Here is a 16,097-nt window from a genome sequence, read left to right on the forward strand (position 1 = left end):
TAGGCAAACGGGTTAAGTTTCTTATTCAAAACGGGACAAACGCGAGGCCATCACAGTTTGACCTATTCACTTACATGCCTTTCAGTGAATTGTTCGCTGATGCAGAAAATAGACAAAGATTTTCGCTCATGCTGCTAATTTATAGGAATAATGAACAATCCGATTGATAGTGATACCCAAACCATCGTCAAAGAGGCTGATATGGAAGACATATTTGCAAGAAAAGATGACTCGCTGTATTCCAATCCGTATTCATTCCTTCGCTTGCCCATGGTTAGAGATCCAAGAGACACCGCAGCGGACGTAGTCATTCTCGGCATGCCTTATGACATGGCGACAACCGGACGTTCAGGCACACGTTTGGGCCCAGATGCAGTGAGACGCGCTTCAGTCAATCTTGCCTGGGAAGGGTTTCGCTACCCTTGGCCTTTCGATTTACGCGAGCGCTGCAATATTGTTGATGCTGGTGACTTGGTGTTTACCTGCGGTGACAGCGAGGACTTTCTGAATACAGCAACCAAAGCGGCCAGTGAGATCCTTGAAACAGGCAAAGCTTTGCTGACTATAGGCGGAGACCACTTCGTTACCCTTCCTCTCCTACGGGCACATTACGCCAAACACGGCGAGATGGCGCTCATACACTTCGATGCTCACACCGACACTTACAGCCAGGGCAGTCAGTATGATCATGGCACCATGTTTTACCATGCACCAAAGGAAGGTTTGATAGACCCCAAAGTGTCGGTTCAGATTGGAATTCGTACCGACTACGACAGAGATCATCACGCTTTTAACGTGATTTGTGCAGAAGCCGCCAACGACATGACGCCAGATGAAATCGCCAATCATGTCAAAGCCTTGGTCGGTGCCAAGCCAACCTATGTCACCTTCGATATCGACTGCCTGGATCCTGCGTTTGCGCCCGGCACCGGCACACCTGTGATTGGTGGTATTACGTCGGACAAAGCACTGAGGATTCTACGCGGATTACGCGGCATTAATCTGGTGGGTATGGATGTGGTGGAAGTCAGCCCGCCGTTCGACAACAGTGAAATTACCGCATTGGCGGGCGCAACCATCGCGACCGAGCTGTTGCACCTCTGGGCTGCCAAATAATATTTGAGTAAAGGGTCTCGTCAGCCAGCATTACGTTTTTGGCTGACGACTCTCTCGATCGGATGCGCCTCAATAAAGTGCTCTACGTCGTGTCGATATGATTTGTAGAACAGATTCGGCGCATGTCCGCATCCCAAATAGTAGTTCACCGCCATATCCGGCTGCTCATCCCGCATTCTTTTTACAATGTCTTTCGTCAACACATCTGAGTGCAAGCCATGCATTAGCATAAGTGGCAGATCCAAATTACCGAAATGGCGCCATAGATTCATGGGCGGAGAGTTAGGGTCGTACTGTGCGAGAATGTCCGGGTCGTAGTGCGTGGTGTAGTCCCCATTTTCCAGCCTGCGAACAGAAGCCGAAATCATGGTGTGCCATTGTTCGCAGGTGTGAGGACCAAATGGTTGATATAGCGTTTGGAGATATTGGTTAATTTCGTTATAGCGACGGAATGCGATGGGTTTCTGCACGTAATTAACAATACGCTCTAAAGCATCTTGCGGCACTTCCGGGCCAATATCGTTAAGCACCAATGTGGAAATCCGAGCACCGAAATCAGGGCTGGACGCGATCAACATGCCAATCAAACCGCCCATGCTTGTACCAACCCAATGCACCTTATCGCAGCAATAAAAGTCCATCAGCTTCACAGCCATATCAATGTAATTGGCGTAGCTGTATTCAGTTTTCGGGTTTTCTGCCCACTGAGAGAGTCCTCGGCCCAGCGTGTCAGGGGCGAGTACGCGGTAGCCTCTTGAAGCAAGCTCATCGCCCAGCTCAACAAAGTCAATGCTGTTTCGCGCCAAACCATGCCAACAGATCACTGTCTCCCCACCTTCAGGGTTCCATGCACGAACATGAATCTCGCGTCCGTTGATGATTGGGTACTGATGCAGCATTTCAGACATGGTTTGGTTCTCCCTCCGTGATCCCCGAAAATCCGCAGAATACACCATGATGCAAAGGCCTCTCTCTGACAGCGGGTAAGATTAATTATTTGACGGATTTCACATTTCCTCAACTCTCGAATGAAAAAAAGTCTGTTTTCCTGTCATTTAAATTCGATAACATCACAACCCACTTATTCGAATCAGTGTGAATTTCAATGAAAAAAGTGTTGGTCAGCGCCTGCCTGATGGGGCAGAAAGTTCGCTATGACGGCAATGCCCTACCTCAAGAATCCCAAGCATTTCAACGTTTAACGCAGTTAGCCGATATTGTCACCTTCTGCCCGGAAGTAGCCGGTGGATTGCCAACGCCCCGTCCACCAGCAGAAATCAATGTGGCTGATGGTGATTTAGTAATTGCTGGAAAAGGAAAAGTGATTTCCGTTGATGCAATCGATGTTACCCAGCAATTTGCATTAGGCGCTCAAAAAACACTCGATCTTTGCCAACAACAAAACATTGAAATTGCAGTGCTCACCGAATCCAGTCCTTCCTGTGGTAGTTCTCTCATCTATAGCGGCGAGTTTGCGGGTGAAAAAATTCCCGGTCATGGAGTAACCACCGCCCTTCTTCGACAGCACGGTATCAAGGTGTTCAGCCAGTTCACCGTTGAAGATGCTTTGGCTGAGCTAGAATTATGAAAACGCTTTCACTGAAATTAGTGACTCATAATTGAGTACTTTGGTATCAAAAGTGTTAATTACTGAACATTTGTGAGTGATGTAAAGCCTTTCCATTTGGCAATGCTTCGCATTTCGTGGCAAAACTAACGCTATTTGAAAAAATAGCTGCGCCAAATGAATAAGGTTGCAACTTCGGATTAAGGCGAAATTTTGCATCCATTAGTCATTACTAAAGAAAGCACTTTCATTGCAATGAGAGGCAATAAAATCACGGCGTGCAACATCAGGTAAATTAAGGAAGATCTCGTTGATTACCATAAAAGAAGTGGCGGAGCTGGCGAACGTTTCCCAGTCGACCGTGTCACGGGCGTTGAATGGTCACAAGTCGGTTAAGGAAAAAAACCGCGTGAAGGTGTTCGATGCCATCGAAAAACTCGGCTACCAACCCAACGCTTTTGCTCAAGCACTGGCGTCGAATAAATCTCACAGCATTGGCATGTTGGTGGGTACCTTTGATGGCCCTTACTTCGGGCCGTTAATGCACCATGTTGAGAAAGTGGTTCGCCAGAAAAACTACCACCTCATTATCACCAGCGGTCACGAAAACTATGATGAAGAGCAGGAATCCATTCATTTCCTCAACGCGAAGAAGATTGATGGATTGGTGCTGACATCAGACATGATGAGTGACGCTGACATTCTGCAGATCGTTGAAAAAACGCCGGCAACCATGCTGATGAACCGATACATTCCGGAAATCTCCGACCAATGTATTTGCATGGACAACGAATGGGGCGGCTACATTGCGACAGAGTACTTGATCAAAAACGGGCATACACGCATTGGCTGTGTTACTGGTCAGCTAAGCAAAATTGATAGCCGAGAGCGTCTTCAAGGGTATCGGAATGCGCTCGAAAAGTACGGCATCGAGTACGATCAGAATCTGGTTGTTGAAGGCCGTTTCGATCACGATGGCAACGATAAAGCCGTGCGCCGGTTGATGGATCGCGACAGCGGCATCACAGGGATTTTCTGTCTCAATGACAGCATCGCCCTGGCCGCCTATGGTGTTTGCCATGATCGCGGCATGACAGTCGGCGAAGACATTTCAATTGTCGGGTTCGATAACCACACCTACAGCCAATACATGACGCCAAGCCTCACAACCATTCACTTCCCCCTAGAAGACATGGCTTGCGAAGCGGCGCGCGGGGTACTCAATATGTTGGAAGGCAAACCGTTAGCCAACATTAACACCCGCTTATTCCCAACCCTCATGGAACGCGGTTCGGTGAAAACGTTAGAGACTGCACCTGTCACTCCAGCTTAATCCCGCATCCACTCCAAAAAAAACAGCCGCAAATTGCGGCTGTTTTCGTTTTGGTGCTTACTGTTATCCAGCTTGATTCAGAACACTACGCGGAACATCTACCGCGATTTGCGCAATCTCACCAGTACGGCTGAATAGCTTCTTACACACCGACTCTGGCAGTTGATTACCTTCGATAGAAAGTACATCACCAGAACTCAGAGAGACAACAATCGTGGTTGATCCACTTTCCGCCAAGCGGTAAACAAACGGCACCTGACAGTAAGTAAAGGCCAGTTCACCTGCTTTTAGCGCAATGCTTGTTTCTTCGCCTTGTAAGTCGACATATGGGAATTCAGCTTCTTTTGAAGAGAACTCACGCTCGAACAGTAATGATGGTGAAATCGTCATTGCGCCGCCTTCGACCAGAATCCCAAGCTCACCAAAGCGTGTGATGATTTCTTCTTTCACCTGCCCCGTCATACCTGGCTGCTGGGCACCGGCATGTTTTGGCGTATGCGAGTATGGGTCAACCGGGAAAGCACCATATTCCGTTGGCGTTTTGTTGAAGCCAATGCCTTCACGCACTCGGTAGTAGTAGTCTGCCAGTTTACGGGTGTCCGCGCTGTGTGGATTTTCCTTCCAGCTCGCGAAGTAAACTTCCTGAACCGCCAACAGCAGCTTGGATACCATGTGCCAATAGATACAACCTAATCCTTCGTAACCAAACATGGTACCGGAACGACCGGTGAACTCACGGTGGTTAAACACTGACTCATAAAGCGCCAGCACGTTTTCGTATTGCTCGTCCGACATTTGCGGGTAGTCTGCACGAACTGAATCCAGTGTCGCTTTCAGTGCCCCTGCATTTTCGAATTCAGCGTTGAAGTGGAACACACCATCAAGGTCTGCATAAACCACACGTTTGTCACCGCGCTTATTCATGTCACGCAGCAAATCGTTCTTACGCACCGCTTCCGCTTCAATGCAGTTTCGACGGCTGAATCCTGCCAGTTCGCGATCTGGATAGAGCATGAAAGACTTCTGGTCTTCACGATACATCTCGCTGTTGAACAGGTTATCCAGCAGTGACACAGCTTGAGCACTGCTCAGCGCGCCAGAGCTCAATGCCGCAACCTGACCTTCGAGCATTGGGTACAGCGGTAAGGAATCGAGAGATTCGCTGTTGTACTGAACCACGTTATAGGCATTAAACAGACCGTCTTCACGCTGGTTACGTTGCGTGCTGCTGTGCAGAAGATCGAGACTGGTACTCAGCAGAGATTCAATTTGATGCTTGTCGACCAGCGTTTTACCACTGAAACCATTCTGATGGTAAACCTGATGACGGAAGCGGCTAGCCGCATCCACCAGCTCAGTCAGCAACTTGTGCTTGGTCTGGCGGGTGATGGTTTTCTTCTTCACATCAAGCAGCGTCTTGCTCAGAATGTCGTTGGTCTCTTTCAACCAAGTCGCCACTTCATCAGAGATGCGTACCTTTTCCGGTGACTGTACAAACAGGGTTTGCATGAACTCAACATAACGGCGCATGTAGTACAGCGTCACCATTGACAGACCGTTACCTACAATCGCGTTATTGGCGTCATTCCACTCAGGGCGCTGTGTATTGAGCCAAATACCTCCATCGACTACCCAGTTACCCAATTTCGACAATAACGGCACCAGCAGCTTCTCAGACAGGTTTACGAGGTACACTTCTTTGTCTGAATCCAACAGCAGGCGACCATCGCTACCGATCATCTCGCTCAGCTTTTCTGTCTTCTCGTGCAACTCGGTATCAAAGGTCACTGTGTCTTTCGGGTTCGAGAACAGCGTACGCGTGTCTCCGATGCGGTATGGCACGTTGGCATAGCTGTAGATTTCACGCGACAGGTTTGCTGTCAGCTGCGCAGGTTCAAAACGTTCAGACCATTCCAGAAACTTCAGCAGGTAGATGATCTGGTGATCACCCCAGTAACCGATGTTGCTCCATGGATCTTCTGGCTCCAACACTTCCCAGTCGATACCGTCTTTGGTAATGCGGTATGGGTTGTAACCATCAATCGTTGAGGCATTCACGAACTTAGCGATGAACGAGCGCAGGTAGCCCGGATAGCTCAGCGCCAATGCTTCCCAGTTCTGGAAAATATCACGCCAGTTGCCTTGATAGGCCAGTAGCGGATTACCTTCTTTGTCTTTCACTTTGATGTCGTAGTGGTTCCAAGGACGGCTTGGGTCACCGTGACGACGACCAAACGTCAATGGCAGGTACTCATAGCAAAGACGCAGCAACTGAATGTCGTCTGCCTGCTCAGCACGTTTCACCAGCTCTTCATGACTGAACGTTTCTGGCAGTGCGTCGTAGAACGCTTTGTTGCGCAGTACGACTTTCTTGTTGGTGTTCTCGGCAGTTTGCACCACATCATCTTTGCGAAGTGCATAGCCTTGTTCGAACACGCCGCCACGCATGCTGTTAAACAGTACGTTTGCATAGTGGTGATTACTGGTCGCCTCTTCTTCTGAAAACTGCCAACCATCTACCGCAGCGATAAGAGAAACCAGCTCTTTGTGGTTCTGTGCGCAATCCTGCTCAACTTTTTCACGCAGCGCTTTCAGGTCTTTCTGTTGTTTGCGAAGCGCTGCCACGCCGGCGTGATCTTTTTCGATGTCGATAACAAACAACCAGTCGTTAGACTCACCAGAGCCTAACTGGATCATTTTGTGGATGAAGTAAGCACCACGAACACCGCGCGTCAGGGTTTCATTCTCGATGATGTCGCCACGACGGAAAGCTGGAACCTGTTGGCTGCTGAGCAGAATTTCTGATTCGTCATTGTCGATGCAGAATACCGTGTTTGCAGTCAGCGCTTCTGCTGGGTCTGCACGGTCACTCAGCTTGGCGTACATGGTGTAAAGCGCCAATGTCGTTCCATCAACACGCTCATTCCATTTGTACGCATCTACCAATGCACTGCTCTTTTGCAACGCCACCATAGGCGCACCATTTGGCAAGATATTCTGAACGCCATCCAGCACTTCAACTTTGCGTGAATAACCTGAGAAATCGCTCAGTTCAGCGCGACGCACAAAACCATAGGTATTCCCGCTCTGCCAGCTGTATTTGAACGTCAGACGCAAGGTCTGGTTAGTTTCTTCAAATACCACTTTGTCGCCCGTAAAGTTTTTATAAAGGTTACGGGTGACGTTGAATTTGCCGTCATGCTGCGGATTGAACGGTTCCCAGGTCACCACATCACCACCGTCATCTTCAAGACGGATAAAGGTTTTCGGACCTGTGTTCTCCGCGTTCTCGTGAATCATATCCACAGAGCGGTATGGGAACAGAGCATTCTCTGGATTACCCCGACCAGCCGACAAGCTGCCTGTTGACGATGCAAACAACCAGTGATCATTGGCAGACACCACACTCATAAAGAACGGTGGCATTTGATCAACATTTTCAATGCGATAAAAGCGTTCGCCATTTTCGTCTACGAATTGCCCCTTTACAGGAGCGCTTGCCAGTTTAAAACAATGTTCCATATTTCTTGGTTCCTAAAAAGAAAGCGCTTTCTTTTTGACTTCAAAATTTCCCGGTGGATTTTTCAACCATCACCGGGAGGTCGATAAAAGGTTACGCTTTGTTAGGGCCTTATAGCCTTAGAGGTGGTGACACCTCGCGTAATGTCCTGGTTTGACTTCCGTCGCCTCAGGCATGGATTGTGTGCACGCTTCCGTCGCAATTGGGCAACGCGAAGCGAACGGACATCCGACACTACTGGGTTTCCACAGCGGTATCTCGCCCTTTTTAACCGATAGATCGCGGCGTCCTGCTCGTCCCACTTCCGGCACGGCTGACAGCAGCAATTTCGAGTAAGGGTGCTGGGGTGTCTGCGTCACGCTGTCGCTATCGCCCCACTCCACCATATGACCGACATACATGACGGCCGTTTTTTCTGCAAAATACCGCGCGGTGGCGATATCATGCGTTATATACATAAAGGCGATCCCGTGTTGCTCTTTGAGATCGGCCATTAAGTTTAGAATGCCCAGACGTACTGAAACGTCCAGCATAGAAATCGGTTCATCTGCCAGAATCACTTCTGGGTCGACAGCAATGGCTCTCGCAATGGCCACGCGCTGTCGCTGGCCGCCGCTCAATTCATGAGGGAATTTCTCTGCGGTTTCAACCACAGGCGACAACCCTACCAACTCAAGCAGTTCGTACACCTTATCTGCCACATTTTGCTTGTTAGCCCGCTTGTGAATCAAGAGCGGGCGAGCAATGTGGTGATAAATATTATGCACCGGATTCAAAGAGCCAAATGGGTCCTGGAAAATCATCTGCACTTGTCGCGCATATTCCAGTTCACCGTTTTCCCTGATGTATTCCGCCAGCGGCTTGCCTTTAAAGGTGACCGAGCCGCCGGTGTTTTCATAAATACGGGTGAGTATCCTTGCACCAGTACTTTTCCCAGAGCCAGACTCTCCCACAATCGCTAACGCTTCCCCTTTTTTCAGTTCAAAGGAAACGTCGTTTACCGCACGCATCAAATTGGACTTGGAATGCCCGATGCGAAAATCCATCACCAAGTTTTTAATTTCAAGAAGGGTCTCTTTGCTTTCCATTTTAAGCTCCTTCCTAAACCAGATGACACGCAACCTGATGCTCAGGCGCGATGAGTTTCAACTGCGGATCCTGCTCAGTGCAGGGCGCAAAACACTTACCGCAACGCTCCTGAAAATTACACCCTTGTGGTGTATTCAGCAGGTTCACCGGATTCCCAGGAATCCCGTACAAACGCTCTTTCGGACCATGAATGGTTGGAAACGAAGACAGCAATCCTTGTGTGTAAGGATGCTGCGGCGCACCAAAAACGGTATGCGCTTCGCCCAATTCAATCATATTGCCTGCATACATCACGCCGATACGGTCAGCAATTTCGCCCATCAGACTCAAGTCATGGCTGATGAACAGAATGGAAAAACCGAACTTTGCTTTAAGATCATAAAGCTCATTCAGAATTTCCCTTTCAACGACAACATCCAATGCCGTCGTTGGCTCATCCATGATGATGAGCTTTGGTTCCAACGCCAGTGCCACTGCAATCACCACGCGCTGTCGCATACCGCCACTCAACTGGTGCGGAAATGCAGACAGACGATCCGGGTGAATCCCTACAATTTGCAGCAGCTCTGCCGCTTTTTCTGTCGCCTGTTTCAACGACACTTTTTTGTGCGCCAGAATCACATCTGTCAGCTGCTCACCAATGGTGATCACTGGGTTGAGAGAGTTCATCGCACTTTGAAAAACCACTGACACTTCATTCCAACGGAATGCGCGCAGCTGTTTATCATTCATCTTCAGCACGTCTTCGCCTTTGTAGAGGATTTCACCCTCTGAGATCAGCGCAGGCGCTTTATGAAGACGCGATATCGCAAACGCCAGTGTGCTTTTTCCGCAGCCAGACTCACCGGCAATGCCCAGTGTTTCACCTTCGGCGATGCTCACACTGACTTTGTTTACGGCTCGTGCCACGCCATTGGGCGTCACGTAGTCCACGCAGAGGTTGTTAATTTCAAGCAAGTTTGCCATTACAACCCCCTTCTCTTGTCTGCTGCTTTTTTCAGTTTGCGCCAGAGCTTCATGTGTGGACCGGTTTTGAGTTTCGGGTTACTGACCTGATCAATCGACATATTGATCAGCGCCAGTGCGCCACCGGTGATAGCCAGTGCCAAAGCTGGCACCATCATTTCCCACCAAGCGCCCGTGTAGAGTGCCGACGACGTTTGAGCCCAATAGAGCATCGAGCCCCAGCTCACTTCTGTCGCGTCACCCAGGCCTAAAAAACCCAACCCTGCTTCGGAGCCCATAGCGTAGATGACGGCACCCAAGAATCCGCCGAACACAATGGAAACAAGGTTGGGTAAAATCTCGACCAAAATAATACGCAGTTTCGATTCACCCATGACTTCTGCAGCCAGAATGAATTCTTTGTTGCGAATTGCCATGGTTTGCGCGCGAATCACGCGTGCGCCCCAAGGCCAGGAGGTCACCCCAAGTAAAATCGTTATCACCAATGAGCCCACTTGCCCCAGAAACGCCGCCAGGACGATCAATAAGGGGAGCTGTGGAAACACCAAGAACACATTGGTTAAAAAATTCAGTCTTTCATCAATCTTGCCGCCGAAGTAGCCAGCGGACACACCCACTGCCACTGCGATACCCATCGCAATGAGACCCGCAAACAGCGAAACGGTCAGCGTTTTACGTGCGCCATAAAGTACTTGGCTGTAAACATCACGCCCGCTTCGTGTGGTGCCCATCAAGTGTTTCTCACTCGGCGGCTGATGCGGACGCGCAACACGTTTTTCTGCTGAATATGGCGCCAACACGTTGGCAAATATCGCTCCGACCAGCACCATGGTCAGCAGCAAGGTGCCAAGAATCGCTGGCGGATTGCCATAGAAAAAGGCATAAATACTTTTGCCAGCGCGCTTTATCGCCCCGCCTTTTTTTGGCAGTTTCACTGGCTTGTTCTGGCTCGATTCCATCGTCTTATCCATATGCCCGCTCCTTAATTCGCAATGCGCGGGTCAAGCCAGACATATAACAAGTCGGCGATGAAATTTGCGGTGAGCACAGCCGTCACCAGTATCAGCAAGATGGCCTGAATGAGCGGATAATCCCGCGCCACAATGCCTTTCAATAAAATGTTGCCCAACCCCTGATAGTTGAACACCACTTCTGTCATGATCGAACCAGCAAAGGAAAAACCAATCGCCATCGCCACAGCAGTCGCCACTGGCAATATCGCATTGCGACCAGCGTAACGGTACATCACACGGGTACTGCTCAAGCCCTTGGCTTCCGCCATGGTCACGTAGTCTTCACCAAGCACATTAATCATGGCGTTACGCATGTTGAATACCCATGCAGCAATACCAACAACCACCATTGAGCCGACTGGCAAGATTGCGTGTTTCAGCACGCTGCCGATAAATTCGAGCGTGAATCCCGGATCCAGCGACGGGTCGTAGGTGTAAGCGATTGGCAACATGTCCCACTTTATTCCGAACAGATAGAACAGGAACAAAGCAGTGACCACATAAGGGAAGTTGCTGATAAACGCCAATACCGGGGGCACAACCTGCCCAACAAATCCTGTGCGGCGGTAAGAGGCATAAGTGCCAATCGACACACCAATAGTCAGCGCCACGATCAGTGAGCCAAGCGCAAGGAACAAAGTCCAAGGCAGCGCATTACCAATCACTTCCGATACGCTGATGGGGAACATCAACACTGACGGTCCCAGATCCAGCGTGAACACACTTTTTATGTACGCCAGATATTGCTCAAAGATGTTGCCATCAAGGAAGCCGTACATTTCACGCACTGCATCCATTTGAGCTGGATCCATTTTTCCTTGCGCCGCAGCAAACAAAGCTTCAACCGGGTCACCGGGCATTAAGCGAGGCAACATAAAGTTGAACGTTATCGCGATAAGAAACGCACAGAAGTAAAAAATGAACCGTCGCAGTAAAAATGACATCGATCCGCCCTCACCTAATCCTTCAGTTCACACTGTTATTTCAGGTGCAGGTTGTTAAGGATGATCACTCGCTTACCGCCGTCATACCACACTGGCTGAACATAAGGGTTTTCTTTGGTCGGCCAGCCATCGACTTTCTTGGTGCTGTACTGGAACCAAGTCGGGTTTGAGAACAGCGGAATAAATGGCAGATTTTCAGCCGTGAATACCTGTAGCTTGTCCAAAATCGCTTTTTGTTCTTCTGGTGAGCCGGTCTGACCAAAACTGTCGATCAGTGAATCAATTTCTGGGTCATTGACACCGTGACCAGCGTGCCAGCTGTTGCCAACACGTGAAGTAGAGAAGTATTCCTGATACGCGATGATGGGGTTGGTCGCCACCATTGACCAGTTGATCGCTACGTCATAGTTACTTTGCTTGAGGTTGCTGTCGTAGACCGCCCAATCCACCGTTTTCACGTTAGATTTAATACCGACTTCATCGTAAAACTCAGTGACCATCTGAACGACCTGAATCCAGTCAGTCCAGCCGTTAACCACCTCGATATTAAACTCCAGTTTGGAGCCGTCCGGGTTGTCACGGTAGCCATCCCCATCGACGTCTTTCACTCCAGCTTCGTCAAGCAGCGCTTTGGCTTTGTCCTGGTTGAAGGTAGTCAAAGACGCATATTTCTCAGAGATGTCTTTATTGATGTTTTGCGCGTACAACTCACCAATACCACCTGCATTGAAGTTAGCTGTTGGGTAACCATAAGCTGCGATGTCCACAATCAAATCACGATCCAACGCCATAGAGAGCGCTTGACGCACTTTCAGGTCGTTGAACGGGACTTTCTTGGTATTCAGGTAAAGGTGAATCGCATCATTCGCTGGGTACCAGAAATGATTATTGTCTGGGTCGCGCTTCACGAACGTGGTTTCAATGTCAGCAATGAAGTTAGAGCCCCAGTCGACTTCGCCTTTCATAAGAGCAGGCTGAACCTGTGAGTTGTCGTTATAAGAACGGAAACTCACACAATCCAGATAAGGACGCCCTTCCAGGTAGTAATTCGGGTTACGGCAAAGCTCCATTTGTTGTGATTTAAGGAACTTCACTTCCGTCATTGGGCCCGTACCAATTGGATTCGGGTTGGTGAAAGTGGTGGCGTTTTCCGCTTTGGACCAAACCTTCTCTGGCAGGATGTGGTATTTCTCCAGATTCCAGATAAAGGTTGAATCTGGATTGGCCAGTGTAAACACCACGGTGCGGTCGTCTGTCGCTTCTACCGATTTAAGGTTGCCCCCGGACCAGATCCCTTTTGAATCAAATGCCGGGTTGTCTTTCGCCAGAACAAAGCTGAATGCCACATCTCCTGCGCTCAATGGAGAGCCGTCTGACCACTTAAGGCCATCGCGCATTTTTACTGTGATAGTTTTCAGGTCGTCTGAGTAGTTCGCTGATTCTGCAAGACGGAAATCAGTCTCGCCAGTCATGTTGTTGAACACCATCAAAGGCTCAAACATGATGCCGTGGAAAATATCTTTAGTCGTATACGGATTGTAGTTTTCGACAAAACCAGTCGTAATGATCGGCACATTAAGCGTTCCACCCTGCTTGATGTCAGCAGCCTGAACACCCGCAGTCAGTAACGCACTGCAAACGAGAGAAGCGATCATTTTCTTGTTGTGCATCTTGCCGTCCTTTTGTCGTTTTATTATTTGTGTGGCCCCTGAAACAGCCCTTGCTTCTATTTCAGCGAAAACTTAAATATCTCTATATTTTTTAAGAGTGTAGCCAACTACTTTCCGTACGCTCTCTCGTTTAAACATAAAAGAAAGCGCTTTCTTTGCGGTAGATATTAGAAAATCAGGGCATCTCAACAACCCAACTTTTACCTTTTTGTAACAATGATCACAAATACTCACTCGTCTAATTATCATGAATATCAGTAGTGAGACTCATTACATCGTTGCAGAACAGTATGTGGTGGTGATTGCAGGATTTTAGGTTAGGTGGCCACCTTTGCCAGTTAACCCATATCGTCTGCTATTGCTTGTTAAAAGCGGAGATATGTTGGGATACAAACTCAAAGAATGCGTTTACCCGTGCGCTTCTTCGTACATCTGGATGAGCCAGAAGCCATAATTGTCCATCATGGATTGGATCACTTTCAATGACCTCCACCAACTCATCAGAGAGTTGGCCCAAATAACAAGGCAGAACACCAATACCAAGCTGGCCCTTCACAAGCTCAAAGACCCCCATCACTGAATTTGCAACCGTTGTTGGCGCACCCTCGCTCATTAATTTACGGGTCAGTTTATTCATTGGGGACTGAGTTAGCTCCTCAGAAAGGCAGATCCACCGCTGATTGTCAGGCTTATCTTTTACAGATTGCCAATAATCACGATGCGCATAAGCGGTGTAGGAAAGTGTCATCAGGTTTTTGCCAACCCAATGCTCGGGAGGATTGTTTGTCGGTCTGAGTGCAATATCGGCATCTCTTTGCATTAAGTCCAGTGCTCTTACTTCTGTGATTAGCCTGAGCTCAACAGCCGAATGTTGAGTTTGGAATTGCTGAATCAGCGGTGTTAGCCAATGTAGGATGGAGTCTGTCGTCGTGACGGAAAGAACGCCTTCCAGTCTTAAGTCTTGGCCACCAAGATGGCTCTCAATGTCAATTAAGCCCTCTCTGAGACGCTTCGCCTTTTCATAAAAGAGCTCCCCTGCTGTTGTCATCACATAACCACGTGGAACGCGCTCAAAAAGACGCACACCTAACTTGGATTCAACACCTTCAATTCTTCGAAAAACGGTGGAGTGGTTAACCTTCATCGCCCGTGCAGCACCGGACAAGCTGCCCGAGTCACAGACCGCGAGTACATAGGGAATATCGCTCCAATCCAACCTCTGTGCATTCATGCAAGGTTCCTTTGCAATTATCGTCAATTCCCTTTCAAGGATTACCCATATTAATCTTCCTAACAAGATGCAAGAAGGAGATTGTTATGAGCAAAACACTAACGCTACCCAAAAGATCTGGCGAGAAGCCAGAAACAAGCCGCAGGCTGCCACACTCTCAACTAACCCAACATGGACCGGATGACGTGATCGACAAACTGCATGAATGGGCATTTTCTCTGCCACATGTAGACAATCAGCACAGTGGTATTTCAGTTCCCGGTGCCCGAGCCATGGTTTTGCATGAATCATGCGACTGCAATCAGGAAGCATTTATGGTTGGACGTGAATTTGCACATATTCACCCACATCCAGACAACGGTAGCTTGCATGTTAAGTTACCAGCAGATGAAGCAAAGGAAGTCGTTGATAAAGGTTGGGGAGAGGATCATTACCTGGTAACGCTAGGCCATTATCCTCCGGGACTCATCATGGTTTTTTCACCGCGGGATGATGACGAACTCGAGGTTGTCAAAACGATAGTTAGCCGATCTTATCTGTTTGCGAACAAAGGCCAATCCGCATTGCAAATTTAAAAAGTGAAGGAAGCTTACAGGCTTCCTTTGTTTATAGCTGAACTTATGAACTGGAAAGCAAATCAGGGACAACAGACGCGGCCACATCAACAACGCTTTTTCGCCTATTTTTTCTAGGCCCGGCTTTGAACCCGGTGATTGGTTTAAGGCTTGCACCCAAATCGAGTACGGCAGTCTAGTAGGCAGTGACATTGCCATTAAAGCTGCATTACCCCAACTAAACCGGAAACGCATTTCAGGACTTAGACTGCCTATCAGCTAAACCTTATCCTCAAGCCCGATGTAATCCACTCACAGGCAATCGCCTGTTTTTGTGCTGTCTTACGTTTCCAGATTTAATCAGATTTGATGCGAAATCTAGCGGTCAGATTCGCTTGGGTACCTTTCTGAGAAAGCAATCTTTATAACAGCAGATTATCTACAAGCGAGTTGCTGTCTTTCTCTAATTGTGACTGTCTTTTTAGTTACTTTCTACTTTCTGACAGAGCAATTTTTGAAACAGCAGATCATCGATAAGTTACTGGTCGTCTTTCTCTAATTGCGACTGTCCTTTTAATGCTCCCGCAAAATAACCGACCAGAACCAGAGAGAAAAAAGCCACTCGCTCTTAAGCAAGTGGCCTTAAGTTCGATGACTGGGCTTTTTGACATCTTTTTAAATCGGCACTACCTCTATTGAACCTCCGCGATCTCGCTGCTCTTCGAGGCATTCTTTCAACACATCGATCAAATCACGGCCAGTGCTCGTAACAAAATAATTTGATAAGTCCGTTATATCGTTACTGATATCGTTGCCCCAAGGTGGGGAGGCACTTAAATTATCGATATCCCAAACCACTTTATCTGGAGAGAATTGACTCAGCTCAGAGACAATAACATCGAGTTCTTCCAATGCCTGCCTAGCATCATATTGCTCTAATTTTCCTTGATAAAGCTTTTTGAGCAAGCAAGGAAAACGTGAACCCCAGCCATCTATTTCTAATCTATAACTAACAGTTGAAAAGAAGGCATGGAAAAAATCTTGACCTCCAATTTCGTCTGTAATACTTCCTAGTTTTAAACCTACTGTCATTT

General features: G+C 48.3%; 13 protein-coding genes. 4 read left to right on the forward strand and 9 right to left on the reverse strand.

Annotated features, from left to right (window positions below):
- The first annotated feature begins 201 nt into the window (after window positions 1-201).
- On the forward strand, window positions 202-1,116 hold the full coding sequence (speB, locus tag GCE9029_RS16525) for an agmatinase (RefSeq protein ID WP_062665752.1): 915 nt from the start codon (window positions 202-204) through the stop codon (window positions 1,114-1,116).
- Between the two features lie 20 nt (window positions 1,117-1,136).
- On the opposite strand, the gene GCE9029_RS16530 is transcribed toward speB, so the two are convergent.
- Complete coding sequence (locus GCE9029_RS16530; RefSeq protein ID WP_062664858.1) at window positions 1,137-2,024, reverse strand: alpha/beta fold hydrolase; 888 nt, start codon at window positions 2,022-2,024, stop codon at window positions 1,137-1,139.
- Between the two features lie 197 nt (window positions 2,025-2,221).
- Between GCE9029_RS16530 and GCE9029_RS16535 the strand changes: the two genes are divergently transcribed.
- Both GCE9029_RS16535 and GCE9029_RS16540 read left to right on the forward strand, forming a co-directional pair.
- Window positions 2,222-2,704 (forward strand): 2-thiouracil desulfurase family protein, encoded by a 483-nt coding sequence (locus GCE9029_RS16535; RefSeq protein ID WP_197475373.1) that lies wholly within the window; start codon window positions 2,222-2,224, stop codon window positions 2,702-2,704.
- 289 nt (window positions 2,705-2,993) lie between these two features.
- Entirely contained in the window at window positions 2,994-4,016 is a 1,023-nt protein-coding gene (locus GCE9029_RS16540) for a LacI family DNA-binding transcriptional regulator (RefSeq protein ID WP_062664860.1), read from the forward strand.
- 63 nt (window positions 4,017-4,079) lie between these two features.
- Here the strand turns inward: GCE9029_RS16540 and GCE9029_RS16545 are convergent, their stop codons facing one another.
- From GCE9029_RS16545 to GCE9029_RS16575, 7 genes are all read right to left on the reverse strand, one after another.
- The gene (locus GCE9029_RS16545) at window positions 4,080-7,538 is read right to left on the reverse strand and encodes a 1,3-beta-D-glucan phosphorylase, GH149 family (protein ID WP_062664862.1); all 3,459 of its coding nucleotides are present in this window, start codon (window positions 7,536-7,538) and stop codon (window positions 4,080-4,082) included.
- A gap of 117 nt (window positions 7,539-7,655) precedes the next feature.
- The gene (locus GCE9029_RS16550; protein WP_062664863.1) at window positions 7,656-8,624 is read right to left on the reverse strand and encodes an ABC transporter ATP-binding protein; all 969 of its coding nucleotides are present in this window, start codon (window positions 8,622-8,624) and stop codon (window positions 7,656-7,658) included.
- Window positions 8,625-8,637: 13 nt separating this feature from the next.
- Entirely contained in the window at window positions 8,638-9,591 is a 954-nt protein-coding gene (locus GCE9029_RS16555) for an ABC transporter ATP-binding protein (protein ID WP_062664865.1), read from the reverse strand.
- Window positions 9,591-10,550: an ABC transporter permease gene (locus tag GCE9029_RS16560; RefSeq protein ID WP_438356875.1), complete on the reverse strand. Its 960-nt coding sequence runs from the start codon at window positions 10,548-10,550 to the stop codon at window positions 9,591-9,593. The genes GCE9029_RS16555 and GCE9029_RS16560 overlap by 1 nt, the downstream gene beginning before the upstream one ends.
- A 23-nt stretch (window positions 10,551-10,573) precedes the next feature.
- The gene (locus GCE9029_RS16565) at window positions 10,574-11,548 is read right to left on the reverse strand and encodes an ABC transporter permease (RefSeq protein ID WP_062664869.1); all 975 of its coding nucleotides are present in this window, start codon (window positions 11,546-11,548) and stop codon (window positions 10,574-10,576) included.
- Window positions 11,549-11,583: 35 nt separating this feature from the next.
- The gene (locus GCE9029_RS16570) at window positions 11,584-13,218 is read right to left on the reverse strand and encodes an ABC transporter substrate-binding protein (protein WP_062664872.1); all 1,635 of its coding nucleotides are present in this window, start codon (window positions 13,216-13,218) and stop codon (window positions 11,584-11,586) included.
- 355 nt (window positions 13,219-13,573) lie between these two features.
- Entirely contained in the window at window positions 13,574-14,449 is an 876-nt protein-coding gene (locus GCE9029_RS16575; RefSeq protein ID WP_062664874.1) for a LysR family transcriptional regulator, read from the reverse strand.
- 86 nt (window positions 14,450-14,535) lie between these two features.
- Between GCE9029_RS16575 and GCE9029_RS16580 the strand changes: the two genes are divergently transcribed.
- Entirely contained in the window at window positions 14,536-15,024 is a 489-nt protein-coding gene (locus GCE9029_RS16580) for a luciferase domain-containing protein (protein WP_062664876.1), read from the forward strand.
- Window positions 15,025-15,678: 654 nt separating this feature from the next.
- Here GCE9029_RS16580 and GCE9029_RS16585 read toward each other — a convergent pair.
- Window positions 15,679-16,095, reverse strand: a complete 417-nt coding sequence (locus tag GCE9029_RS16585; protein ID WP_062664878.1) for an immunity 70 family protein — start codon at window positions 16,093-16,095, stop codon at window positions 15,679-15,681.
- Window positions 16,096-16,097: the final 2 nt, after the last annotated feature.

Source organism: Grimontia celer, from assembly GCF_900055185.1.
Classification (GTDB): domain Bacteria; phylum Pseudomonadota; class Gammaproteobacteria; order Enterobacterales; family Vibrionaceae; genus Enterovibrio; species Enterovibrio celer.

Bases quoted from the DNA above. Each gene is read 5' to 3' on its own strand.
- speB (WP_062665752.1), top strand. From the start codon at position 202: ATGGAAGACATATTTGCAAGAAAAGATGACTCGCTGTATTCCAATCCG.
- GCE9029_RS16530 (WP_062664858.1), bottom strand. From the start codon at position 2,024: ATGTCTGAAATGCTGCATCAGTACCCAATCATCAACGGACGCGAGATT.
- GCE9029_RS16535 (WP_197475373.1), top strand. From the start codon at position 2,222: ATGAAAAAAGTGTTGGTCAGCGCCTGCCTGATGGGGCAGAAAGTTCGC.
- GCE9029_RS16545 (WP_062664862.1), bottom strand. From the start codon at position 7,538: ATGGAACATTGTTTTAAACTGGCAAGCGCTCCTGTAAAGGGGCAATTC.
- GCE9029_RS16550 (WP_062664863.1), bottom strand. From the start codon at position 8,624: ATGGAAAGCAAAGAGACCCTTCTTGAAATTAAAAACTTGGTGATGGAT.
- GCE9029_RS16555 (WP_062664865.1), bottom strand. From the start codon at position 9,591: ATGGCAAACTTGCTTGAAATTAACAACCTCTGCGTGGACTACGTGACG.
- GCE9029_RS16560 (WP_438356875.1), bottom strand. From the start codon at position 10,550: ATGGAATCGAGCCAGAACAAGCCAGTGAAACTGCCAAAAAAAGGCGGG.
- GCE9029_RS16565 (WP_062664869.1), bottom strand. From the start codon at position 11,548: ATGTCATTTTTACTGCGACGGTTCATTTTTTACTTCTGTGCGTTTCTT.
- GCE9029_RS16570 (WP_062664872.1), bottom strand. From the start codon at position 13,218: ATGCACAACAAGAAAATGATCGCTTCTCTCGTTTGCAGTGCGTTACTG.
- GCE9029_RS16575 (WP_062664874.1), bottom strand. From the start codon at position 14,449: ATGAATGCACAGAGGTTGGATTGGAGCGATATTCCCTATGTACTCGCG.
- GCE9029_RS16580 (WP_062664876.1), top strand. From the start codon at position 14,536: ATGAGCAAAACACTAACGCTACCCAAAAGATCTGGCGAGAAGCCAGAA.
- GCE9029_RS16585 (WP_062664878.1), bottom strand. From the start codon at position 16,095: ATGACAGTAGGTTTAAAACTAGGAAGTATTACAGACGAAATTGGAGGT.